The sequence below is a fragment of the Amycolatopsis solani genome (assembly GCF_033441515.1).
Taxonomy (GTDB): Bacteria; Actinomycetota; Actinomycetes; order Mycobacteriales; family Pseudonocardiaceae; genus Amycolatopsis; species Amycolatopsis solani.
Map to the genome: position 1 here is coordinate 3,503,962 of NZ_JAWQJT010000001.1, position 22,767 is coordinate 3,526,728.

At 69.9% G+C, this 22,767-nt stretch carries 18 protein-coding genes; 10 read left to right on the forward strand and 8 right to left on the reverse strand.

Annotated features, from left to right (window positions below; translation table 11 throughout):
- Window positions 1–233: 233 nt before the first annotated feature.
- Window positions 234–1,832 carry a hypothetical protein gene (locus SD460_RS16725; RefSeq protein WP_290055946.1) on the forward strand — a complete coding sequence of 533 codons (1,599 nt, stop codon included), beginning with the start codon at window positions 234–236 and terminating at the stop codon, window positions 1,830–1,832.
- 4 nt (window positions 1,833–1,836) lie between these two features.
- Here the strand turns inward: SD460_RS16725 and SD460_RS16730 are convergent, their stop codons facing one another.
- From SD460_RS16730 to SD460_RS16750, 5 genes are all read right to left on the reverse strand, one after another.
- A complete protein-coding gene (locus tag SD460_RS16730) occupies window positions 1,837–3,783 on the reverse strand; it encodes an ATP-binding protein (RefSeq protein WP_290055947.1) in 1,947 nt (648 codons plus the stop codon).
- A gap of 870 nt (window positions 3,784–4,653) precedes the next feature.
- Complete coding sequence (locus tag SD460_RS16735) at window positions 4,654–5,691, reverse strand: glycoside hydrolase family 43 protein (RefSeq protein ID WP_290055948.1); 1,038 nt, start codon at window positions 5,689–5,691, stop codon at window positions 4,654–4,656.
- 17 nt (window positions 5,692–5,708) lie between these two features.
- Window positions 5,709–6,119 (reverse strand): hypothetical protein, encoded by a 411-nt coding sequence (locus tag SD460_RS16740; protein ID WP_290055949.1) that lies wholly within the window; start codon window positions 6,117–6,119, stop codon window positions 5,709–5,711.
- 282 nt (window positions 6,120–6,401) lie between these two features.
- Window positions 6,402–9,845: a hypothetical protein gene (locus SD460_RS16745; RefSeq protein WP_290055950.1), complete on the reverse strand. Its 3,444-nt coding sequence runs from the start codon at window positions 9,843–9,845 to the stop codon at window positions 6,402–6,404.
- Window positions 9,846–9,947: 102 nt separating this feature from the next.
- Window positions 9,948–10,907, reverse strand: a complete 960-nt coding sequence (locus SD460_RS16750; RefSeq protein WP_318306344.1) for an NADP-dependent oxidoreductase — start codon at window positions 10,905–10,907, stop codon at window positions 9,948–9,950.
- 78 nt (window positions 10,908–10,985) lie between these two features.
- On the opposite strand from SD460_RS16750, the gene SD460_RS16755 reads away from it, so the two are divergent.
- Together SD460_RS16755 and SD460_RS16760 are read left to right on the forward strand one after the other, a co-directional pair.
- A complete protein-coding gene (locus SD460_RS16755; protein WP_290055953.1) occupies window positions 10,986–11,579 on the forward strand; it encodes a TetR/AcrR family transcriptional regulator in 594 nt (197 codons plus the stop codon).
- A 40-nt stretch (window positions 11,580–11,619) separates the two neighbouring features.
- Window positions 11,620–12,234: a flavin reductase family protein gene (locus SD460_RS16760; RefSeq protein WP_318306345.1), complete on the forward strand. Its 615-nt coding sequence runs from the start codon at window positions 11,620–11,622 to the stop codon at window positions 12,232–12,234.
- On the opposite strand, the gene SD460_RS16765 is transcribed toward SD460_RS16760, so the two are convergent.
- From SD460_RS16765 to SD460_RS16775, 3 genes are read right to left on the reverse strand one after another with little or no spacing between them, the layout of a single operon-like run.
- Entirely contained in the window at window positions 12,225–13,130 is a 906-nt protein-coding gene (locus SD460_RS16765) for a hypothetical protein (protein WP_290055955.1), read from the reverse strand. The genes SD460_RS16760 and SD460_RS16765 overlap by 10 nt on opposite strands.
- Window positions 13,131–13,190: 60 nt before the next feature.
- Complete coding sequence (locus SD460_RS16770) at window positions 13,191–14,201, reverse strand: AraC-like ligand-binding domain-containing protein (protein ID WP_318306346.1); 1,011 nt, start codon at window positions 14,199–14,201, stop codon at window positions 13,191–13,193.
- A 29-nt stretch (window positions 14,202–14,230) separates the two neighbouring features.
- Entirely contained in the window at window positions 14,231–15,208 is a 978-nt protein-coding gene (locus SD460_RS16775) for a LacI family DNA-binding transcriptional regulator (RefSeq protein WP_290055957.1), read from the reverse strand.
- An 81-nt stretch (window positions 15,209–15,289) separates the two neighbouring features.
- Here SD460_RS16775 and SD460_RS16780 point away from each other — a divergent pair, with 81 nt between their 5' ends.
- From SD460_RS16780 to SD460_RS16810, 7 genes are all read left to right on the forward strand, one after another.
- On the forward strand, window positions 15,290–15,757 hold the full coding sequence (locus SD460_RS16780; protein ID WP_290055958.1) for an SRPBCC family protein: 468 nt from the start codon (window positions 15,290–15,292) through the stop codon (window positions 15,755–15,757).
- Window positions 15,754–17,139 carry an MFS transporter gene (locus SD460_RS16785; protein WP_290055959.1) on the forward strand — a complete coding sequence of 462 codons (1,386 nt, stop codon included), beginning with the start codon at window positions 15,754–15,756 and terminating at the stop codon, window positions 17,137–17,139. Before SD460_RS16780 ends, SD460_RS16785 begins: the two co-directional genes overlap by 4 nt.
- Window positions 17,136–17,630: a universal stress protein gene (locus SD460_RS16790; RefSeq protein ID WP_290055960.1), complete on the forward strand. Its 495-nt coding sequence runs from the start codon at window positions 17,136–17,138 to the stop codon at window positions 17,628–17,630. The genes SD460_RS16785 and SD460_RS16790 overlap by 4 nt, the downstream gene beginning before the upstream one ends.
- 8 nt (window positions 17,631–17,638) lie before the next feature.
- Window positions 17,639–18,550, forward strand: a complete 912-nt coding sequence (locus SD460_RS16795; RefSeq protein ID WP_290055961.1) for a glycoside hydrolase family protein — start codon at window positions 17,639–17,641, stop codon at window positions 18,548–18,550.
- Window positions 18,547–20,403 (forward strand): amylosucrase, encoded by a 1,857-nt coding sequence (locus SD460_RS16800; RefSeq protein WP_318306347.1) that lies wholly within the window; start codon window positions 18,547–18,549, stop codon window positions 20,401–20,403. Before SD460_RS16795 ends, SD460_RS16800 begins: the two co-directional genes overlap by 4 nt.
- A 76-nt stretch (window positions 20,404–20,479) precedes the next feature.
- The gene (locus SD460_RS16805) at window positions 20,480–21,859 is read left to right on the forward strand and encodes a TIGR01777 family oxidoreductase (protein WP_318306348.1); all 1,380 of its coding nucleotides are present in this window, start codon (window positions 20,480–20,482) and stop codon (window positions 21,857–21,859) included.
- Window positions 21,834–22,766, forward strand: coding sequence for an SDR family NAD(P)-dependent oxidoreductase (locus SD460_RS16810; protein WP_318306349.1), 933 nt, complete (start codon window positions 21,834–21,836; stop codon window positions 22,764–22,766). Before SD460_RS16805 ends, SD460_RS16810 begins: the two co-directional genes overlap by 26 nt.
- Window position 22,767 lies beyond the last annotated feature (1 nt).

Here is a 22,767-nt window from a genome sequence, read left to right on the forward strand (position 1 = left end):
CTGTTAGCTTTACGCCCATGAGCGCTCCGCCAGTGGTACAACTGCCAGGTGGCAGTCTGACGTAGATCTTAAGTACTACCATCTGCTACCGGCAGTAGCAACTGGCGAGACGGAATCGCACGATCGGGGCAAGACGAGTGGGTGGTCGGCAAGGTCGCGGCCCTGATCGGCACACGCTGGAGTCGAGCTTTTCGGCTGTCGTGGTCGTCCGGACACACACCGAGTTCGACCGGATGCGGGTGATCCTCGAGGCCCTCCACCCGGATCCACCCGACGTCAAGTTCGTCGTCGAGTCCGGGTCCGCGTTCGCCGACGGCCTGGGAGCATCGATCGTCGAGCATGGCTACAAGCTGCTGAGCTGGGCAGAAGCGACGAGTACCCGGTTCGACGTGGTCTTGGCCGCGCACGCGACTCCGGCGCTCGACGAGTTCCGAGGGCCGGTTTTCTGCCTGCCGCACGGTGCCGGCTACAACCGCATCGTTCCCGAATCGACCGGCTCGGCCGACTTCGCGACGGGAACCGTCGACAGCCAATTGAAGGCCGACTCCGGGACGGTGATTCCGGCGGCACTCGGTTGCTCCCATCCCGAGCAGATCGAGCGCGTGGGAGAGAGCTGTCCGGATGCGGTCGACCGGGCTGTGGTCATCGGTGACCCGGTGTACGACCAGATCTGTGCGTCGAAGCGGCGGCGGCCCGAGTATCGGGACCGCTTCGGGGTGGGACCGGAGCAGAAGCTCGTGGTGGTCATCTCGACGTGGGGGAAGCACGGCACTGTGGGGTGCGAGGCGAACTTGCCGATGCGCCTGCTCGCCCAGTTGCCGGCGGACGAGTACCGGATTCTGTTGATCATGCACCCGAACATTTGGGCCGGTCGTTCGGTTGCGCAGATCCGGTCGGAGCTGCGCAACGAACTCGACGCAGGCCTGGTCGTGATTCCGCCTCGCACACCTTGGGCGGCGGGGTTGATCGCCGCCGACATCGTCCTCGGTGATCATTCGTCGCTTTCCATGTACGCGGCCGCCATCGGCTGCCGGTTCTTGCTGGCCGCCGACGGGCGGCCGGAGCTCGTCCCGGGTTCCCCGCTCGCCATGCTCTGTGCGGAGGCTACTCGTCTTGACGCCCGCGGTGACCTCCGGGCGCAGATCGAGGATCACCTGAAGGCGCCGCGACGACTTTCAGCGAAGGAGATCGCGGACACGATCTTCGCGTTACAGGGCGAATCTTGGGCCGAGACCCGCGCTGTTGCTCGGAAGCTCGCCGGACTCGAAGACTTTTCCGTTCCGCCGCGGATGACCGCGGTGAGCGATCCCGAGCCCGAGCCAGGTCGTCGGGTGACGTCCTGGCAAGTCTCGGTGACGATGGACAGTGATACGGGCACGGTGCACATCGAACGATATCCGCTGATCGCGCGTGAACAGTTCCCCGATTTGGACCCTCTTTCGCAGGTTTCCGACGACACCGAAGTCGACCAGCGGACTCGCGAGAACAGTGAATACCTCGTGCGGACCCAACCATGTGAGAAACCGGAGGGGGAAGAGTGGCTCGTCGAAGTGCTGAAGCCCACGGTGGGTGACGACGCTGGGCACCTGGTCCACTCCGAAGCGAGGAACATCGGCGTGGCCGCCTACCGTCATGCGGATGGTTGCGTAGTGCAGTGGTGTGACGGCTTGCGTGTCGAAACCGACGCGGTCGACGCTTTCGCCGCGGCTGTCGTGTTGCACGAGATGTACATGAGCGGCGATACGCTGGAGTCGCCGGGACGCGTCGAGTACAGCTCACGGCCGGGGCTGCTTGAGGAGTTCTCGTACAGCGGCGCCACGAAGTGCTCCTGACGGATCATGGCGACTCACCCTCAAGCAGGCTCCTCGCGACGTTGACCAATGGGCTACCGGTCGTTTCGTACAGTTCGACCAGTCGGCGAGCGGAGTCGAGCAACAACGCCCGGTCGCCTTCCTGTCTGGCGATCCTCACAAGGATCTCCAGTGCTTGCGCTTCCTTGACCGGTAGTTTGCTTTGCCGGGTGGACCGCACTGCCGGAACGAGGACCATGCGTGCGTCCTTGAAGCGACAGAGGTGTTCGTAGGCGCTTCCGAGAGCTATCCGGACCTTTGCTGCGCACATGTCGTCCTTGATGCGCTCGGCGTCGGTCATCGCTTCGGTCAGCGTCCGCAGTCCGTCGGCGGTCCGTCCTGCTCGGACCAGCATGTCGCCCAGCTGGTAGGTCTGAATGACGACACCGCGTTCGCTACCCAGCTGCACGTTCAGCTCGCGTGCCCGGCGCAGGCTTTCTTCCGACTCCGCGAACCGTTGCAAAGCGCCGAACAGCAGCCCGCGTGACTCGTGTACAACCGCGAGCGATCGGATGTCTTCATCGGCAACGGAGACTGCCGCAGTCAACTGTTCATCCGCCGACTGGAAGTCGCGAAGCTCGATGTACGCCCGTGCCAGTTGGTTCCGGATCCGTGCTTCGGCTGGGCCGTTCTCGCAGCGGTGTGCCGCCAGTGTGCCGAGCTGGTGCGTCTCGATCCAGTCCGAGTACACCTTCATGTTGTAGTAGTACGCCCACAGCGACTCGCACAACGACCACACTGTCGTGAAACTTTCCTGACGCCAGGCCTCGTGCACGGCCCCCAGCAGGTTTGCTTGCTCGCCCAGGAACCAGGCCATCGCCGATTGCTTGTCGAAAACCGGATCGGATGCGCGCGGTGTGTGACTCCCGAGCCGCCAGCGGCCATTGCCCATGACGGCCCGATCCGCCACTGCTGCGGCTGTTGCGTACCACTCCGCCATCCTCAGTCGCGCCGAATTGCGCGCATCGACGGATTCATCCTGCTCGGCCATTGCTCGGGCGTGGATCCGAACCAGATCGTGGAACTGGTAGTAGTCGTCGCCCAACTCCTCCAGCAAGTTGGCTGTGAGGAGAGCGTCGAGCACCTCGTCCGCATCGGCCACGGTGATTCCGACTGTTGCAGAAGCGGCTTCGAGGGAGAAACGGTTGCTGGGATGGAGGCCCAGCAACCGGTACATCCGTTGTGCAGTCACGGGTAGTGTGCAATATGCGGCGTCGAACATCGATCGGACTCCGTCCTCGCCGTCGAAGGACAATCTGTCGAGCCGCTGCCGGTCTCCGGTCAGGTAGCGAACCAGCCGTGGTATGGACCACTGTTTGTGCACGGCCAGCTGCGCTCCGGCGATACACAGCGCGAGCGGGAAGCCGCCGCACAGCTCGGCGAGGTCGCTTACAGCATCCTGGTTTCGGGTGTGCGTCTCCGGGAGCATCCGAGTAATCAGGAGCTTGCTGTCGGATACGTTCAACGGTGCCACGTCGACGAATTCGGCGCCTTCTGTGATCAGCCCACCCAATCTCCGCCGGCTCGTCACCAGCACGACGCTGTCGGCGGACCCTGGGATCAGCGGCCTGACCTGTGCGGCCTGATCGGCGTTTTCCAGCACCACCAGGAGTCGTTGGGCGAGGGTGCGCGACCTGAAGAGGGCCGCGCGTTCGGGAAAGGATGAAGGCACATAGGCTTCGCCGACGCCGAGCGCCCTCAAGAAGCCGCCCAGGACTTCGGCCAGCTCAACGCCGCCAGGGCGTCGGTAGTCGGCGAGGTCGACGTACAGCTGCCCCTCTGTGAAGCGTTCGATGTGGCGATGAGCCCACTCCAGCACTGCGGCCGTCTTGCCGACGCCGCCCAATCCGCTCAGCACGATGACCCTGGCGCGACTATCCCTGGTGGTCCGGACCTTGTCCGAGATGACGGACAGCTCCGTCGACCGGTTCACGAAAGCATGAGGTCGTGGTGGTAGCTGGTTGGGGGTGCTGTCGAGCGTGCAAGACCGCGCCGGGCGCCGCTTGCCTCGCATGGTGCGAGAGTTGATAGGGACCATGGTGCCTGCCGGCTCCATCTCAGCGCTCATTCGCTCGCTCCCCGCCGAGTGACTCCACGCTATGCCACGATTTGCAGCTTCTCACCATACCCTGCTCCGGAAGTCGCCCTCTAGGCTTGATCGAATTTGCAGCGACGGGACCGCCCCCTCCGGGCGAAGGATGTGAGCCAGGCAGCTTGTTTGTTCTGCGGATTTCCGGCTGGGGTTTGGTGTACGCGGCAAATCGCGGTGGTTTGTACTGTTCGCCATCGATCACGCTGCGCGTCCGGTCAACTGGGGGAGTACCTCTACTGGTTTCACCCGCGGCACACGTCAGAGCGAGGGTTCGACGCATGGTGGTTGGTGAAGGCCTCACATTCCACGATCGGGTGCACGTGCATAAGCTTGAGCATGGTCCTGTGCATCGAACTGCTGAATGGCTCGCCCACCGGCGGCAGGGTTGCCTGAACTCGCTATCACGTCCAGGCTGCGGTTGGCCGGATATTGCCGATTTCAGCACTTCGAGCGACACCTTATCCGTCCGCCGATGTGAACAGCTGACCTATTGCGGTGGCGTCGGCGGGTGTACCTGATGGGGTGGTGTGCTCAGGGGGCATGTACTGCAGTCGCGGCAGCTGCTGCCGCTGCTACACCCGGCGAGCCGCGCGGTGTCGGCTTCACCAAGATGGCCTCACCCGCATCAGCCGCTGCCCGGCACGGTTACGCATTGCAACCACGGCGGCGACTTCGGCGAACGGGTAGTTGATCTGGCACTTCACAGGCAAGTCATTCGAAGAACTTGAGGCTGAACCCGGTGTCGGTGTTCGCGCCGGGGACGTTGGCCCGCCGGTACGTTGTCGAGCCCCACCAGCAGACCGTTCCCGTGTACCAGTACCGGTTGGCCCACGAATACGGCGTGCCCTTGGCGACGGCGTGGAACATCAGCGGGAACTTCGGCCCGGCGGGCGGGCTGGTCGCGATGTCGCCGTTCAGCAGGACGAAACTGTTGTGCCCGGGTCCGTTCACGGAGAGCGTCGGGTCCCAGCCGGCCATCATCGTGGTGCGGTTCGAGCCGAACAGGCAGCCGTTCGACTTGTACCAGTCCCACACGTACGTCGGGTCGCCGCCGGCGCGCAGGCGCAGTTCGGCGAGGCAGTACTGGTCGCTCCAGCTGCCGTTGGCCGAATAGACGATGTGCAGCTGCCCGTTGGGGTCCTTGATCGCTTCGGGTGCTTCGTTGATGTACGGGTTCCCGACGACCCGCTCCCAGCTTTCCCGCGGCTGCGAAATGACGTACCGCGCGCCGGTCGGCGTGGTCGGGCTGCTCATCCGGGCGATGTAGAGGTTCTGCTCGACGTTGGTGTCCCCGGCCCAGCCCGACCAGACGAACCAGCGTTGCCCGCCGAAGGTGAACAGGGTGCCGTCGATGGCCCACTTGCCGTCGGGCAGGGCGAGCTGGGTCTCTGCCGTGTAGCCGCTGTCGGCAGTGGCGGAGCTGATCACGTACATCCGGTGCGCCGCACCGGTTCCGGCGGAGAAGTAGACGTAGAACCGGCCGCCGTCGGTGACGATCTCCGGGGCCCACACCTCGCCGAGACCGCGGCTGTCGGACCAGATCCGCTTGGCGGGTGCGCCCGCCAAGCCGTCGGTGGACGCGGCCTGCCGCACGACGATCCCGCCACCGGACGACTGGACGGCGACGTACGTGGAGCCGATCCGGAGCACGCTGGGATCGGCCGCGCGCAACGTGGTCTGCCCGGCTTCGGCGGCCGGCGCGAATAGCGCGGCGAGGAGCGCGAAAACGATGGCGAGGCGGAGCTTCACGACCACACCCCGCTCGGTCAGCAGTAGACGTTTCCGCAGACGGCGAGGATGAACGCGGTGGCGGAAAGCGTTTCCGTGGCGCCGCCCTGGGTGAGCGTGACCGAGACGGTCACCTCGTCGTCACCGGTCAGCCCGTCGACCCGGCAACCGGCGGTGGTGGTGCAGAGCCCGGGCGCGGTCTGGTACCCGGCGGGAACGTGCCAGGTGAAGGTCGTCCCGGCGGGCGCCCCGCCGACGGCGAACCCGGCCGAGTAGGGGCCGTGGTACTTCGCGCTGTTGCGGCAGTTCCCGTTGTAGGACCCGACGGGCCCGGGCGAGATCTGGCACCCGTAGGTTTCGCCCCCGAGCGCCGCGGCCGGCCCGGCGGTCAGCAGCCCCATCCCCGCCGTCAGCACGATCGTCGAAACCAGAGCCGGAACCTTGCGCATGGCACTACCTCCGTAACGGGGCGCTCCTTCGCTGCGACGATACCCAGCCCGCTCCGGCCGCAGGTAGCACCGGAAGAGTGCGGGGAATTCCGCCGCCACCCCCCTGGGCGAGCTGCCGAGCGGTGGCCACGCTGCTGGCGCCGCAGATCCCCGAGCTGCAGGAGTTGCGCTCCGCTCGCGGAGGCACTGGTGACTCCGGCGAAGGCCGCGTGCTCCACAGCGGAGGCGTTCGGCGGATGGCCGCGGGTTGCCCGAGGGGAGGGGCCGCGTGGCGGAGACCCGTTACCGGCCGGCGCCGTTCAGGTGGTGCAGGCCCAGGCGTGTCATACCGCGCGCGTGCCCGTTGCGCCGCGGCGGCAGTACGCAGGGGCGCGACTTCGGTGTGGGCGCGGCCCCGGCGATCTCCCATGCTCCGCAGAACCCCCGCAAGAGTTCGCGTGCCCCGGACGAATTCGCGCCGAGGTAGCGGCGGACCCGGGCGAGGTTCTCGAAGGCGCCCAGCCCTCCTGCCAGCCCGGCGGCCATGCGGTCCTCGAGAAGCCGTCCGTCGAAGATGTCGAGCAGCACGGCGAGGTACTCGACCATCGCGACGACGTCGAGCCGAACACTGGCGAGACCCTCGGGCTCGGCCTTCTCCTGTCCGATATCGGCGATCTTCGCGGCGTAGTCGCGCAGCACCTGGCTGGTCAGCCGGCAGACCGGCCGCTCGTCGAGCACCGGGATGAGGGCCGCGCCGGCGCGGCGGTCGGGTGACCGGCTGACGCGGTCCATCGCGGCGCGGGTGGTGCGGTCGAGCTGGCGCTGCACGAGGTGCTGCGCCACGACGGCCAGCTGATCCTCGGACGCGCAGTCGCCGGCGATCGTCTCCGCCGTTCTGGCCAGTTCCCGGGCGAGGCCGCCGGAGAACACGTACGCCAGCGCGGCGAACTGCTCGGGCAGGTCGCGGATGCGCATGTTGAGCAGCGACCTGGCCTGCTCGAACGAGAAGTAGTCGACCCGGACGATGGTGTCGAAGGCGCTGTCGAAGACGGTCCGCATGCCCATCGCCGCGAGCTCGAACTCCGCGAGCGCGTCTTCGGAGACCGACACCAGGAAGTAGCAGTTGCGGACGTTGAACACCGCCTTCAGCTCGTTCAGGAACCGTTGCGCGCCTTCACCGTCGCTGATCCGGTCCAGCTCGTCGATGCCGATGAGCACCTTGCAGTCGAGCTGCGCGACGAGTTTCGCGGTCTGGCCGAGGAAGTCGCGGAACCGCCCGACCAGTTCGGGGTGGTTGAGCGGCACGTCGTCCCGCCGGAGGGTGCCCTTCGTCTTGTACCCGACGCTCGTTCCCTTGACCGGCGCGAAGCCCAGCGAGAACTCACCCTCCTTGGTGCGGCTCTGCAGGAAGCGGAGCTTTTCCCGCTCTTCCCTGGCCTGGGCGGCCACGTCCGCAGGCCGGATGCCACTCTGCTCGGCAGGCGGGGAAGTCGTCAGCCGGAGCAGCCGTCGCGGTGCCGGCTCACCCGGCCGGTTCACGCCCTCCAAGGTGCGCACGTAGTTCTCGACCTCGTCGCACAGCTTGCCGAACAAGTGGATGAGGAAGTCCTTCGATTGGTAGCCGACCGGAGCGTCCACCTTGATCGTCAGGTCGTGCCGCACCCGCTGCGCCGATTCGACGTCACGCAGGAACTGCCCGGCGCACCACCGGTCCAGCAGAGTCGACTTGCCCACCCCACGGGGGCCGGCGAGCGCGAAACTCCCTTTGCTGCGCTGCCTGAGCAGCCGCCGCAAGTCGTCCGAAGCGGGGGTGTCGATCTCCACCGTCGCGTCCGAATACGTGCCGTCCAGGATGGGGAGGTACGTGCCGTAGACACGCTCGAGACTGGCCTTCGCCCCGATCGCCAAGGGCAGCAGCCCGTTGCCGTAAAGACTTCCCAGCCATTCGTCGAACTTGTCCTGCGGATCGAGCGCGCTCGGCTTCGCGAGCTGGTCGCGGAGCAGCGCACCACCCAGGACCGTACTGATGACGGCGCCCGCTACGGCAATGCCGACCGCGGTTCCGGGACCGGCACCGAACCACCGGACGTTCAGCCAGATCGACGCGGTCAGCACCGCGGCACCACCGAAGATCGCCAGGGTGAGGCCGAGGTCGACGGGAAGCTTGTACCTCCGGTCGAAGGCCGCGATCGCGAAGAACAGGAACGGGAAGGCGGCCGTCAAGGCCAGCTGCGGGCCGGTGAACGGCTCGCCCTGTCCGGTGACCAGCCACACGACCGCGGCGAGTGCGAGAGTTCCGAGCACGAAAGCCGACTCGAACAGCGCGTGGCCGAGCAGGCGCAATGCGGCCCACTTCCGCGCGCGTTCCGATTGGCGGAGGAACCAGGCTCTGGCTTGCAGGTACGTCTGTTCCTCTTCGAACGCGCGTTGGAGCAGGGCTTTGCGGTCCCGCACGACCAGCGCTCGCAGCCGGTTCGCGACCGGCCGGGTCAGCCCGAGTTTCTCGCTCACTTCGTTCGTGAGCAGATCCAGCAACTGCCCCGGATCGTCCTTTTCGGTCTCCCACGGCCGGTCGATCTTCAGCTCGAGCGCGCGGGGCTCAGGCATCTGCGCGGGTTCCCGGAGCCACATCGCCGCCTCGGCCACGCGACAGTTACCGGGTAGCTCCTCGCGCAGCACCTCGACGATTTCCGCCGCCTCGGGGATCCGCCGCAGACTGATCAGGGCGCGGACCTTCGCGATCCGGGCGCCGAGGTCACGCGGATCCAGCTCCAGCACCTGGTGATAAGTGTCGAGCCGGGCCCGCGGCAGTTCGCCGGCGGCCGCCATGATCTCGGCGCGGCTGCGGTACAGCTGCGGACTGGTCGATTCGTGGTCGATCGCCTTGTCCACCACTCCGAAGGCCTCGTCGAACTTGCCGTTGCCCAGGTGGATCAGGATCTTCCCGTTGATCACCCCGGGCAGGGCCGGACCGGCCTCTTCGGCTCGGACGAACTGCTCCAGCGCCTGGTCGCGCAAAGCCGAGTCGCCGGTCACGTCCGCCCGGTCCAGCAACGCCCAGCCGTGGAGTTCGAGGACCACAGCGGTCGGGCCGGGCTGCTGCCGCTTCACCAGATCTTCTGCCCTGGCGACCAATTTCGCGCTGCCGTAGTCGGTACGGCGGAGCAGCTCCAGCTGGAGCAGCTCCGCCTGCAGGTAGCCGGCATCGTCCTCGATGGCCAGCGAAACGTATTTTTCCGCCTCGGGCAGATCGTCCTCTTCCAGCTTGCACATCGCCATTTCCGCCAACGCCGGCGCCGCTGAACGCAACCTCGGCCGCGCGTTCTGCAAGATCTCTTCGGCTTTCCGGAGCTTTCCCGACATCCGGTACGCCGCCGCGAGGCCCGCCACGGCTTCGACCGACGATTCGTCCAGCCGCGCCGCGCTTTCGAAGGCGGTGATCGCCGCTTCGTCGTGCCGCTCGGCGGATCCACAGTCGACGGAGAGGTAGGACGGGTCGTCCGGCTGCCCGAGTGCGACGAGGCCGCGCGCGAGCGCCACGTGGACGGAGCCGGTTCGATCATCGAGCTCCGCAAGCCGAGTACGCGCGTCGTCCCAGCGCCGAAGCAGCCACAATGCGCGAACACGTCCCGCCGACGCGCGGTCGTCAGTCGCGTCTTCTCCGAGTACTTCCTCGTACGCGGCCAATGCGGCGGCGCCGTCGAAGCGGCACAAGGCGGCATCGGCTTCGTCGATTCGGGTGCTCATCGCGCACCTCCCCACTCGCCCAAGAAGTAGGGCGGCGCCGAGGTGCCGTTACGCAATCACCCGCAGAGGTGACCTGATCGTGCCGTTCCTTTGGCATTGGTGTTATGCGTCGCCGTCCGCCGTCGGGGAGAGGTCGATGACGACCTTGCCGTGTACGTGGCGGCCGGCTTGCAGCTCGACCGCTTGGCGGATCTGCTCGATCGGGAAGCTCGCCGCGATCGGGACCCGAAGCCGGCCCTTCGCGACCAAGGCGGCGATCCTCTCCAACGCGCCCGGAGCGGCGTTCGCGCCGTTGGCCGCCGGTACGTCGTCGATCTTCGTGGCGATGGTGCAGATGCGGGTGTCCGGGAGGCCGAGTTCTCGCGCGACCTGCACGGTCTCCGTTCCGTGCAGGTCGGCGGCGGCGGTGATGCCGCCGGGTGCGAGGGAACGGACCCGGTCTGCCAGGCCGTCGCCGTAGGTGACCGGCTCGGCGCCGAGCTCGCGCAGGAAGCCGGCCGAGCTCGGCGATCCCGTGCCGAGTACGCGCGCTCCGGTGAGGCGGGCCAGCTGGACGGCGAACACCCCGACCCCGCCGGCCGCGCCGCCGATCAGCACGGTGTCGGCCGGGCCGGGGTCGAGGACGGCGAGGGCCGCGGATGCCGTTCGGCCGGCGATCGCGAGGGTGGCCGCGGTGTGGTGGTCGACGCCGTCGGGGGTGGGGTGGGCCTCGTTCGCCGCGAGCTCGCCGGCCGCGTCGATCACCACGAAGTCGGCGACCGCGCGGGACAGGGCGCTCCCGAACACCCGGTCGCCAGGTGCGAAGCCGGTCACCTCCGCGCCGACCTGGTCGACCACGCCCGCGTAGTCGGTTCCGAAACCGGCCGGCAGGCTCAAGCCGAACCGGGTGGCGGTGTCCGCGTCGGCGGTCATGATCCAGTCCATCGGGTTCAGGCCGGCCGCGGTGACCCGCACGCGAAGCTGTCCTGGACCGGCTTGCGGAGCGGCCACCTCCTGGACGTCGAGCACTTCGGGGCCGCCGAACGCGGCGAGCCGGACCGCCCGGCTCCGGTGTTGCTGCATGTGTGCGGGTCTCCTTGACGTCTAAACGGACTATGCTCCGCTTACTCGAACCCTGACACAACCGGAGCGTGTTCCGTTTTGGCTGAGGCAGAGACGCGTGCACCCCGCGCGGACGCCACCCGCAACCGCGACCAGCTGCTCGCGGTGGCCACCCGGCTGGTGATCTCGGCCGACGCCGAGCCGTCGATGCGGGCGATCGCCCGGGAAGCCGGGGTCGGCATCGCCACCCTCTACCGGCACTTCCCGACCCGCGAATCCCTGGTCGACGCGATCTACCACGACCAGGTCGCGCGGCTGACAACCGGCGCCCGCGAGCTGCTCGACGAGCTGCCACCGGCCGCCGCGATGCGGCGGTGGATGGACTTGTTCGGGGACTGGATCGCGGCCAAGAACGGCATGCTCGCCACCCTGCTCGCGATGATCGAGTCCGGCGAGCTCGCCCACGCGCGGACCCGGGCGGAGCTGCTGGGTGCCATCACCATGATCCTCGACGCCGGCGGTGCCGCGGGGGACCTCCGTGCCGACGTCACCGCCGAAGACGTCGCCGCCTCCCTCATCGGCATCTTCACGGTCGCGCCCCGGCCCAAGCAGGAAGCCAAGGCCCGGCGGCTGCTGAACCTCCTGATGGACGGCCTCCGCCACACCGCTCAGTCGGGTCAGCCCGGGAACTAACCTGCGCGCAGGAGCAGATCTCACCGAGGGAGTGACGGACTTGTACAGCAGCAGCACCGACGCCGACCGCGAGTCGTTCGTGTGGATGGTGAAGAACGCCGTCGTGCCGCGGCCGATCGCCTGGGTGAGCACGGTGGACGCGGCGGGCCGGCCGAACCTCGCGCCGTTCAGCTACTTCGCCCCGCTCGTGATGGACCCGCCGACGGTGGTGTTCTCGGTGACAGGCCGCACCGACACCCTCGCCAACATCGAGGAGACGAGCCAGTTCGCCATCACGATCGCCGTGGCCGGCCAGGAGGAGCTGGTGGCGGCGACCGCGGCCGCGGTCGCCGCCGACGTCGACGAGGCCGCGCAGGTCGGGCTCGCCTGGGAGCCCGGCCTGCGGATCGCCGCCCCGCACCCCGCGGGCGGCGGCCCCAGCCTCGAATGCGAGCTGGTCGAGATCCGCGCGTTCCGCGGCTCGAACCTGGTGTTCGGCGAGGTGCTCGGCGTGGCGGTCGACGATGCCCTCCTGCGCACCGACGGCCGCCTCGACCAGGACGTCTACCACCCGGTCGGCCGGCTGGGCGGCGCGACCTTCACCCGGGTGGAGACGTGGTCCCGCCATCCGATCCCGCCGGCGGACGAGCTACTGGGCGCGTCCGCTCAGGAGTAGTCGAAGACGGCCTCGGCCGGGCCCGGGTTGTTGGCGTTGCGCAGGTGCCACTGCAGGCGTCCGGTCTGGGGATTCACGCGGACGACGCCCGGGCCGTCCCCGCCGATCCCGTCCCAGTTGCCGACGACGGTGCAGTCCTGCGAGGTGCCGTAGTTGAAGACGATGTCGGCCGGGCCGGACGTGGTGGTGTTCCTTTCGTGCCACCAGATCTGGCCGTCGCTCGTGGTGCGGCGCACGCCGGGGCTGTCCCCGCCGGCGCCGTCCCAGTTGCCGGACAACGGCCGGTCCGTGGCAAGCCCGTAGGTGAAGCTGTAGTCGGGGTTGCCGCCGCTCGGGCCGTTGCGCAGGTGCCACGCCTTGTACCCGCTCGCGTTGCCGCCCGCCACGCCGGGGCCGTCACCGCCCACGCCGTCCCAATTTCCGGTGACCGGGACGTAGGCGATGGCACCGTCCACAGTGGCGCGGCCGTAGGTGAACACGTAGTTCGCGGTGCCGCCGGCGGTGGGTGCGTTGCGCAGGTGCCACTGCCAGTCGGAAAAGGATTCGCTGACCTTGACCGGGCGGACGATTCCCGGCCCGTCGCCGCCGATCCCGTCCCAGTTGCCGACGACGGGCCGGTCGCTGCTCAAGCCGTAGCTGAACACGTAGTCGGCCTGGCCGCCGTTGGGGGCGTCGCGCAGGTACCAGTTGAGGACGCCGCCGGCGGCCACGACGATGCCGATCCCGTCGCCCCCGACACCGTCCCAGTTCCCGGTCACCACCCAGGTGCCGCCGAACGCGCAGTTCTGCGCCGACCGGATTTCCGGGGTGCCGTCGGCCGCCGCGGCCGGGGCGACCGCGAAGGCGGCCGCGACGGATGCGGCGGCCAAGGTCGTGAACGTTCGTTTCTTCCCCATTCGAGTTCCCTCCCGTTTTTGGAACAGGAAGGAACGTATCGGCCGAAACGGGACAGGTCGTCAATCGTCAGCGCACGGTTCCCTGGTTTCAGCGCACTCGGATGCCGGTGCGCTCGATCCGCGGAACCGGCTCGGGGAGACGCCGTAGCGGCGCCGGAACGCTTGACCGAACTGCGTCGGGCCGCCGAAGCCCCAGCGGGCGGCGATGGCCGCCACCGGCCGGGTCGCGAGCAGCGGGTCGGCCAGTTCGCGCCGGCACTGCTCGAGCCGGCGTTCACGGATGGATCCCGCGACCGTCAGTTCCTCTTCCTCGAAGAGCTTGTGCAGGTAGCGCACGGAGATGTGGTGCGCCGACGCGATCATCGCCGGGGTGAGGTCCCGATCGCCGAGGTGGGCCCGGACGAAGGCGTGGACGCGAGCCCGCAGCGCCCGCCGCCGGACGTGGGCGGGCAGCGCGTCGGTGACGTCGAGTGCGGTGGCCAGTGCCTCGGTCAGGACGTCGAGCGTGACGGTCGCCAGCCGGGCGGTATCGGCCGGCTCGAGCTCGTGCAGGTGATCGGCGAGGCCCAGGAAGAACTGCGACGCCAGGGCGCCCACCCCGCGCTTTCCGGGAATGCGGACCCCGTTCAGTTCGCGCAGCTGCCGCTGCGGTAAATGCAGTGCAGTACGCGGAAACCGCAGCAGCAACAGCCGGTGCGCGGGGGAATCCGGGGCGAGTCCGGCCACGTACGGCGTCGAAGGGTCGTAAAAAGCCATGTCTCCGGCCGGAAGCTCCGAATACGTGTCGTCCCGCGCGACCCGGGCGGTACCGCGGACGGTGCAGGAGATCTTGAACATTCCCGGATCCGACTGGCGGATGAGCTTCGGGGTCCGCCGTACCGTGTGCGGCACGCTGGTCATGAGGGTGGCCTCCACCGGGCCGAACGCGCTGACGCCGACGTGCGCCTGGAAGTCGCGAGCCAGTTCCCGATCGCACTGGACGTCGTACGGCGCCCACAGCCTTGCGTTGATCTCGCGCCAGAAAGCGAACCGGTCCCCGGCCGGAACCTGGTCCGTGTCGAGCATTTCCATGCTCACACGGTAGCGACGGCGGAGCCTGCTCAGCCGCTTTCGCCGAGCACCAGTTCGGGGCGGACCAGTTCGCCGGGGGCTCCGGTCGGCCCGTCGAGTTCGGCGAGCACCCGCGCGACGAGGCGGTCGGCGATCGCGTCCACCGGGATCGCCACGGTTGTCAGCGCGGGGTCGAGCACCCGGCCGACCACGCTGCCGTCGAACCCCGTCACGGCGAGGTCGCGGCCGACTCGCAGGCCCTGTCGCGCGGCCGCCGTGTAGAGCGCGGCCGCGAGCACGTCGCTGCCGGTGACGATCGCGGTCGGCCGCTGTCCCGCCAGGACCGAGTCGATCGCGCCGCCCGGCTCGGTGTGCATCACCCTGGCAGGTAATCCGGCCGCGGTCATCGCGTCCCGGTAGCCCGCCTCCCGTTCGTCGTCCCAGCCGCCTTGGGGGACGTAGCCGAGGAACGTGATCCGCTCGTGGCCCCGGCCGAGCAGGTGCGTGGTGGCGTCGTGGACGCCGGCGCGGTTGTCGACGTCGATCCAGTTCTGCGGCTGGTCCGCGGCGGTGCGGCCGAAGCAGGCGAACGGGATGCGTTGTGCCGCAAGGGTGGCGACCCGCTCGTCACGGGGGAGGACGTTGGCCAGCACGACCGCGTCCACCGCGCCGGACCGCACGAGGTCCTCGACGTCGCCGAGGCCGGCACCTCCGTCGGTGAGCAGCAGGTGGTTGCCGCGCCGGCCCGCCGCCGACGTCAGTGCCTGGATGAACTCCAGCATGATCGTGTTCGCCGGGCCCAGTTCACCGGTGACGACGGGGTGGGCGAGCCGGCGGCTGCGGCCCGTGCGCAGGCTCGCCGCGCCGGCGTGCGGCCGGTACCCGAGCGCCGCGATCGCCTCGGTGACCCGGGCGCGGGCGAGCGCGCCGACCCGGCCGGTGCCGTTGAGGACGTTCGAGACGGTCTGGTGCGACACCTCGGCCGCGCGCGCGACGTCGTGGATGGTCGTCCGGCTGCGGTCACGCACGCGTTTGGCCCCTTGACTTCGCCCGATGGAGTGAGACCCTGGTCACATCTGATAGAAGCATAAACCATCGAGGTGGTGGCCGTGACCGCCAACATCATTCTCGTCATCGAACGCAAGTTCGACAACCCCCGCCCGGTGCTCTTCCGGGCGTGGACCGCGCCCGAAGAGATGGCGTCCTGGCGCGGCAGCCCCGGCTGGCACGTCGAACGCGAGACCGTCAGCTCGGACCTCCGCCTCGGCGGGCGGCACCACCACGTGAAGGTCCGCGACGACGACCCGGCGGTACGGGTCACCACCGACGCGGTGTTCACCGAGTTCTTCGACCCGGACGTCTTCGTCGCCCGCCAGCGCATCACCGGCGACGACGGCATCGACCCGGACCTGCCGCTGGAGCTGCGCGTCGAGTTCCTCGAAACCGGTCGCGACGGCACGCTCGTGCGGATCATCCAGGGTCCCTACGACGAAACCGTGGCCTACGAGCACAGCCAGGGCTGGGAACGCGAGCTGACCCGGCTGCAGGACTACCTCGCGGAAGGCGGCCGGGCATGACCACCACCGCGCACGTCACGACCGTGCGACGCAAGCCACTCATGAACATGCGGCAGATCCTGCTGATGAACCTGGGGTTCTTCGGCATCCAGTACAGCTTCGGCATGCAGCAGACCGCGGTGAACCCGATCTTCGCGTTCCTGCACGCCAGCCCGGACGAACTGCCCATCCTCAACCTGGCCGGCCCGATCACCGGCCTGCTCATCCAGCCGCTGATCGGCGCGCTGTCCGACCGCACGTGGAGCCCCCGCTGGGGCCGCCGCAAGCCGTTCTTCCTCATCGGCGCGCTCGGCTGCAGCGTCTGCCTGTTCCTCTTCCCGTTCGCCGCCGCGATCTGGATGGCCGTGCTGCTGCTGTGGCTGCTCGACGCCAGCAACAACACGGCGATGGAGCCCTACCGCGCGTTCATCGCCGACAAGCTCCCGCCGTCGCAGCTGGCCAAGGGTTTCCTGGCGCAGAGCTTCTTCACCGGCTTCGGCATCACCCTGGCCAACCTCTCGCTGTTCGTGTTCCAGAAGTTCATCACCGGCGGCACCGAAGCCGGGATCCCCTACTGGGTCTTGGGATCCTTCATGCTCGGCGCGGTCTGTTCGATCGGGACGGTGCTCGTCTCCGTCCTCAGCACCCCCGAGATCCCGCCGACCGAAGCGGAAATCGCGGCGCTGCGCGAGAAGAAGGGCGGTTTCGGCACGGCGGTGCGGGAGATCTGGGACGCCATCGTCGAGATGCCGCCCGAGCTGCGGAAGCTGGCGCTGGTCTACCTCTTCCAGTGGTACGCCATGGTCTGCTACTGGCAGTACGTGAGCCTGTCGGTGGCGAAGTCCGTCTGGCACACCGAAGACACCGCGTCGCCCGAGTTCGCGAAAGCCGTCGGCTGGACCGGGCTGATCAACGGCTGGTACAACATCGTCACCTTCAGCGTCGCGTTCTCCCTCGTCGCGCTGGCACGGCGGCGGGGCGCGAAGTTCGTCCACATGGCGTGCCTGGTGTGCGCCGCGGCCGGGCTCCTGGTGTTCCCGCACCTGACGAACCAGTACCTGCTGTTCGTGCCGATCATCGGCCTCGGCATCGCCTGGGCGTCGATCATGGGCGTGCCCTACATCATGGCGGTGCGGATGATCCCGTCCACGCGCTACGGCGTCTACATGGGCATCATCAACATGATGATCGTCGTCCCGATGCTCATCCAGACGCTCACCTTCGGCGGCATCTACTCCACCGTGCTCGGCGACGACCCGAACAACGCCATCACGTTCGCCGGCATCCTGCTCGTCTGCGCCGCCGCCGCGATGGCGTGGATCAAGGAGCCGCCGATCGTCCGGGACGTCGACAGCGTCCTGGCCATGCCGAAAAGCCCCGAACCCCGGGAGGTGACGTCATGAGCGTGCTGACCGACTACCGCGCCATCGTCGTGGGCACCGACGGGTCCGCGCTGGCCGGGCCGACCGTGGCCCGGGCGGCCTGGCTGGCCAAGCACGAGGACGCCGACCTGGTGATCGTCTGCGCGTTCGCCGAGCTGTCCCGGCGGACCGAGGCGAAGAACATCGCCACGCTCGGCGGCGACAGCCGGCTCGGGCAGGTGCTCGGCCGCTCCGCGGCGAGCGCGGCGATCGCCGAGGCGGTGGCGATCGCCCAGGAGCAGGCCGCGACGATCGCCGCGGCGCTGCTCGTCGACGGCGACCCGGCCGTGGCCCTGGTGAACGTCGCCGCCGAACGCGACGCGGAGCTGATCGTGATCGGCGCCCGGCACGAACGTTCGGTGGCCGAGCGGCTCCTCGGCACGGTCGCGGCCGAGGTGCTCAAACGCGCGGGCTGCGACGTCCTCGTCGTCCGGCCGGCCGAAAAGCCGGGCGAGCCCGAGCCGGCCCCCTAGGCACCGCGGTGCTGCGCCTGCCGGGCCACTGGGTCTGGGACAGCTGGATCGCCGACACCGGCGGCGAGTACCACCTGTTCTTCCTCAAGGCACCCCGCGCGCTCGGCGACCCGGACCGGCGCCACGAAGCGGCCACGATCGGCCACGCGACGTCGGAGGACCTGACGCGGTGGACGATCCAGCCGGACGCGCTGGTACCCGCGGCGACCGGGTGGGACGACCTGGCGCTCTGGACCGGCTCGGTCGTCCTCGGCCACGACGGCGTCTGGCGGCTGTTCTACACCGCGCTGTCGACGGCCGGGCACGGCACGTTCGACCAGCGCATCGGGCTGGTCGAGTCGGCCGACCTGCGCACCTGGCACCGGGTGCGTGAGTCGCCGGTCCTGGAAGCCGACCCGCGGTGGTACCGCACGCTCGACGGGCGGGGCCCGGCCAGCGAGACCTGGCGGGACCCGTTCGTCTTCGCCGACCCCGGCGGCGACGGCTGGCACATGCTGGTCACCGCCCGGGAAAAAGCGGGCCGCGGGGTCCTCGCGCACGCCCGCAGCCACGACCTGCGCGAGTGGGAGCTCGGCCCGCCGGTCGCCGGGCCGTCGGCGTTCCGCGAGGTCGAAGTGCCGCAGGTGCGCGTGGTCGACGGCCGCCCGCTGCTGACGTTCACCTGCCACCCCCGGCAGCAGAGCGCGGCCCGGCGAGCCGGCGGGGACTACTGCACGTGGACCGTGCTGGGGGAGTCGGTCACCGGGCCCTGGGACCTGACGCGAGCGCGCCCGTTCACCGCCGAGCCGGCGCTGTTCGCGGCTCCACTGGTGTGCCGGCGTGACGGGACCTGGGCCTACCTCGGCTTCCGGCTGCCGGACTTCCACGTCGTGGACCCGATCCCGGTGCGCCTGGCCGGCCACGCACTGGTGGCGGGATGACCCTCGCCGTCGAGAAGCTCGGTCCGGTCGACGGGGCGGCGTTCACCGCCCGGCTCGAGCGGATCCTCCCGGACGCGCGGCGTGCCCTCGGTGCGCTCTACGGCGACTCCGAGCTGGTGTGGACGCTGGTCGGCGACGCGCTGGAGTACGCGGCCGTCCGTGCGGAGCCACTGCGACGGCTCGACCGGGCTCGCGAGGCGGAGCCGCGCTGGTTCCAGGACCCCGGGATGATCGGGTACGTCTGCTACGCCGACCGGTTCGCCGGCTCGCTGCGCGGCGTCCGCGCGCAGCTGGACCACCTCGCCGAGCTCGGCGTGACCTACCTGCACCTGATGCCACTGCTCAAGGCGCGCGAGGGCGACAACGACGGCGGCTACGCGGTGGCCGACTACGACGCCGTCGACCCGCGGCTGGGCACGATGGGCGACCTGGTGGACCTGGCCGCCGAACTGCACCGGCGCGGGATGGTCCTGTGCGTCGACATGGTGCTCAACCACACGGCGCGCGAACACCCGTGGACCCGGGCGCACCGCGAGTTCTACCTGACCTTCCCCGACCGCGAGCTACCCGACGCCTACGAACGGACCCTGCCGGAGATCTTCCCCGACCTGGCACCCGGCAACTTCACCCGCGACGACCAGCTCGGCGCCTGGGTCTGGACGACGTTCCACGACTACCAGTGGGACCTCGACCACGCGAACCCGGCGGTTTTCCGCGCGCTGCTCGGCGTGATGCTGCGCCTGGCCAACCGCGGAGTCGACGTGCTGCGCCTGGACGCCGTGCCGTTCCTCGGCAAGCGGCTGGGCACCGACTGCCAGAACCAGCCCGAGGCGCACCTCGTGCTCCAGGCGTTCCGCGCGCTGACCCGGCTCGCGGCGCCCGGCCTGCTGCTCAAGGCCGAGGCGATGGTCCCGCCCGACCTGCTCGGCGGCTACCTCGGCGACCACGACCCCTACCGGCCCGAATGCGATGTGGCGTACGACAACCAGCTGATGGTGGCGCTCTGGTCGGCGGCGGCGACCGGGGACGCGCGGCTGGCCGCCCACGCACTGCGGCGCCGCCGTCCGGCACCGGAGCGGACGTGCTGGGCGACCTACCTGCGGTGCCACGACGACATCGGCTGGGCGATCGACGACACCGACGCGGCCGCGGCCGGGACGTCCGGCCCGGCGCACCGCCGCTTCCTGAGCGACTTCTACGCGGGACGAACCGCCGGCTCGTTCGCCCGCGGCGAGGTGTTCCAGCGGGCGGGGGACGGCGCGTCGCCGATCTCCGGCACGACGGCGTCGCTGTGCGGGATCGAAGCGGCGCTGGCCGGTGGGGACGCGGCCGCGCTGGAACTCGCGCTGCGCCGCCTGGAGTCGCTGTACTCGGTGGTCTTCTCGTTCGGCGGGATTCCGTTGGTGTACATGGGAGACGAGCTCGCACTGCGCAACGACCCCGCCGGCCGCAACGGCCCGGACAACCGCTGGATCCACCGGCCGCCGATGGACTGGGCCGCGGCCGCCCGGCGGACCCGGGAGTCCACAATGGAGCATCGGGTGTTCACGGCGGTGCGCGACCTCGCGGCGGTCCGCGCCCGGACGCCGTCACTGGCGTCGAGCGCGCCGGCGACGGTGCTCGACAGCGGCGACCGGCGGCTGCTGGCGTACCTGCGGGGTGCCCCGGGTGGGGACCCGGTGCTCGCGGTGGTCAACTTCGGCCCGGATCCCGTGGTCTTCGAAGCCGCCCTGCCGGACGGTCTCGGCCGGCCGGTCCTCTTGCACGCGACGCCGGGCGCGGAACCGCTCGGCCCGGACGGCGTCCGGGTGCCGGGGTGCGGGTTTTACTGGGCGGTTGTGCATCGCACCTGAATCGCAGCGTGGGGCGTACAAGTGGCGAAACGGCTAGTCTCGGTCGAGTCTGAGTCGATTCTGCATCGGAGGAGCTGTGGTCATCGAGTTCTCCGGCGTCGTCTCCGCCCCGCTGGACGAGGTGTTCGCCTGGCACGGCCTGCCCGGGGCGATCACCCGCCTCACGCCACCTTGGCAGCCGGTCCGGGTCGGCTCCGAAGCCGGCTCGCTGCGCGACGGCACCGCCGAGCTGGTCCTGCCCGGCGGGCTGAAGTGGATCGCGGCGCACGAAGCCGCGGGCTACGAACCGCCGCACCACTTCGTCGACCGCTTCAGCACTCCGGTGCTCTCGGCCGTCGTGCCGTGGCGGCACACCCACCGGTTCGAGGCGGACGGGCCTGGGCGCACCGTCGTGACCGACCGCGTCGAGACCCCCGTGCCGGCGGCGCTCCTGCGGAAGATGTTCGCCTACCGTCACCGTCAGCTGGCCGAGGACCTGGCCGCGCAGCGACGGCACTGGCACGAGCCGCTGACCGTGGCCGTGACCGGAGCGAGCGGCCTGGTCGGCACGGCGCTCACCGCGTTGCTGACCACCGGCGGGCACCGCGTGATCCGCCTCGTGCGGCGCGCCGCCCGCACCCCGGACGAACGCACCTGGCGTCCCGAAGAACCCGACGACCGCCTGCTCGACGGCGTCGACGCCGTGGTGCACCTGGCCGGGGCCTCGGTCGCGGGCCGGTTCGGCGAGCGGCACCGGCGTGCGGTGCGGGAGAGCCGGATCGGGCCGACCCGCAAGCTCGCCGAGCTGGCCGCCCGCACGCCCGACGGGCCCGGGGTGTTCGTCTCGGCGTCGGCCGTCGGCTTCTACGGATCCGAGCGGGGCGACGAAGTGCTCGCGGAGTCGGCCGAGCGCGGAGAAGGGTTCCTCGCCGATGTCGTCGGCGAGTGGGAGGCGGCCACCGAACCCGCGGCCGCGGCGGGCATCCGCGTGGTCCGGGTGCGCACCGGGCTGGTGCTGAGCCCCCGCGGCGGCGTGCTGCGGCTGCAGTACCCCCTGTTCGCCGCCGGTCTGGGCGGCCCGCTCGGCACCGGGAAGCAGTGGATGCCGTGGATCGGCATCGACGACCTCACCGACGTCTACCTGCGGGCGATCACCGACCGCGCGCTGGCCGGCGTGGTCAACGCCGTGAGCCCGCAACCGGTGCGCAACAACGACTACACCCGCGTCCTCGCCGGCGTGCTGCACCGACCGGCGGTGCTGGCGGTGCCGTCGTTCGGCCCGCGCCTGCTGCTCGGCGCCGACGGCGCGCGCGAACTGGCGTTCGCCGACCAGCGGGTGCAACCCCAGCGGCTGCTCGACGCCGGCCACCAGTTCCGCCACCCCTGGCTCCGCGACGCGCTCGCCCACCTGCTCGGGGCCACGCCCGAAGCCGAATCGACCGGAGGACCGCATGCTGTTCGACACGGTGCTCGATAGGACCGTGCTCCCGGGCTACTCCCGGCTCGGGTACGCGTTGCGGCGACGCGCGTGGCCCTCGGACGACCCGGCACCCGGCGCCCTGCGCGGACGCGTCGCGCTGGTGACCGGCGCCAGCTCGGGCCTGGGCGAAGCCACGGCGGCCGGGCTGGCCCGGCTGGGCGCCGACGTGGTGCTGGTGGTGCGCGACCGGGGACGCGGGGAGCAGGCACTCGCCCGCGTCCGCGCGGCGGCACCGGAAGCGAAGATCCGGACGGCCCGCTGCGACGTCGCCGACTTCGCGTCGGTGCGCGAGTTCGCGGCGGGAGAGTCGCGAGTGGACATCCTGGTCCACAACGCCGGTGTGCTGCCGGCCCGGCGCGACGAGAGCGTGGACGGCCACGAGATCACGTTCGCGACCCACGTGCTCGGGCCGTTGCTGCTGACCGAGTCGCTGCTCCCGGCCCTGCGCGCCTCCGATGACGGCCGGGTGATCCTGGTGTCCTCCGGCGGCATGTACACCCAGCCGCTCGCCGTCGACGACCCGGAATACCGCACCGGCCGCTACCGCGGAGCGACGGCGTACGCGCGCACGAAACGGATGCAGGTCGAACTGACCCCGCTGCTCGCCGAACGCTGGCGCCCGGACGGTGTCGCCGTGCACAGCACGCACCCCGGCTGGGCGGACACCCCGGGCTTGGCGGACTCGTTGCCCGCGTTCCGCAAGCTCGTCCGGCTCGCGCTGCGAACGCCGGAACAGGGCGCGGACACGGCGGTGTGGCTGGCCGCGACCGAGCCGGGGCCGCAGCCAGGGCGGTTCTGGCACGACCGGCGGGAACGGCCTCGGTACGTCGTGCCGGGGACCCGGCCCAAGGCGGGCGAGGCGGAGCGTTTGCTGGAGTACTGCTTGGCCGCGATCGCCGGGTGAG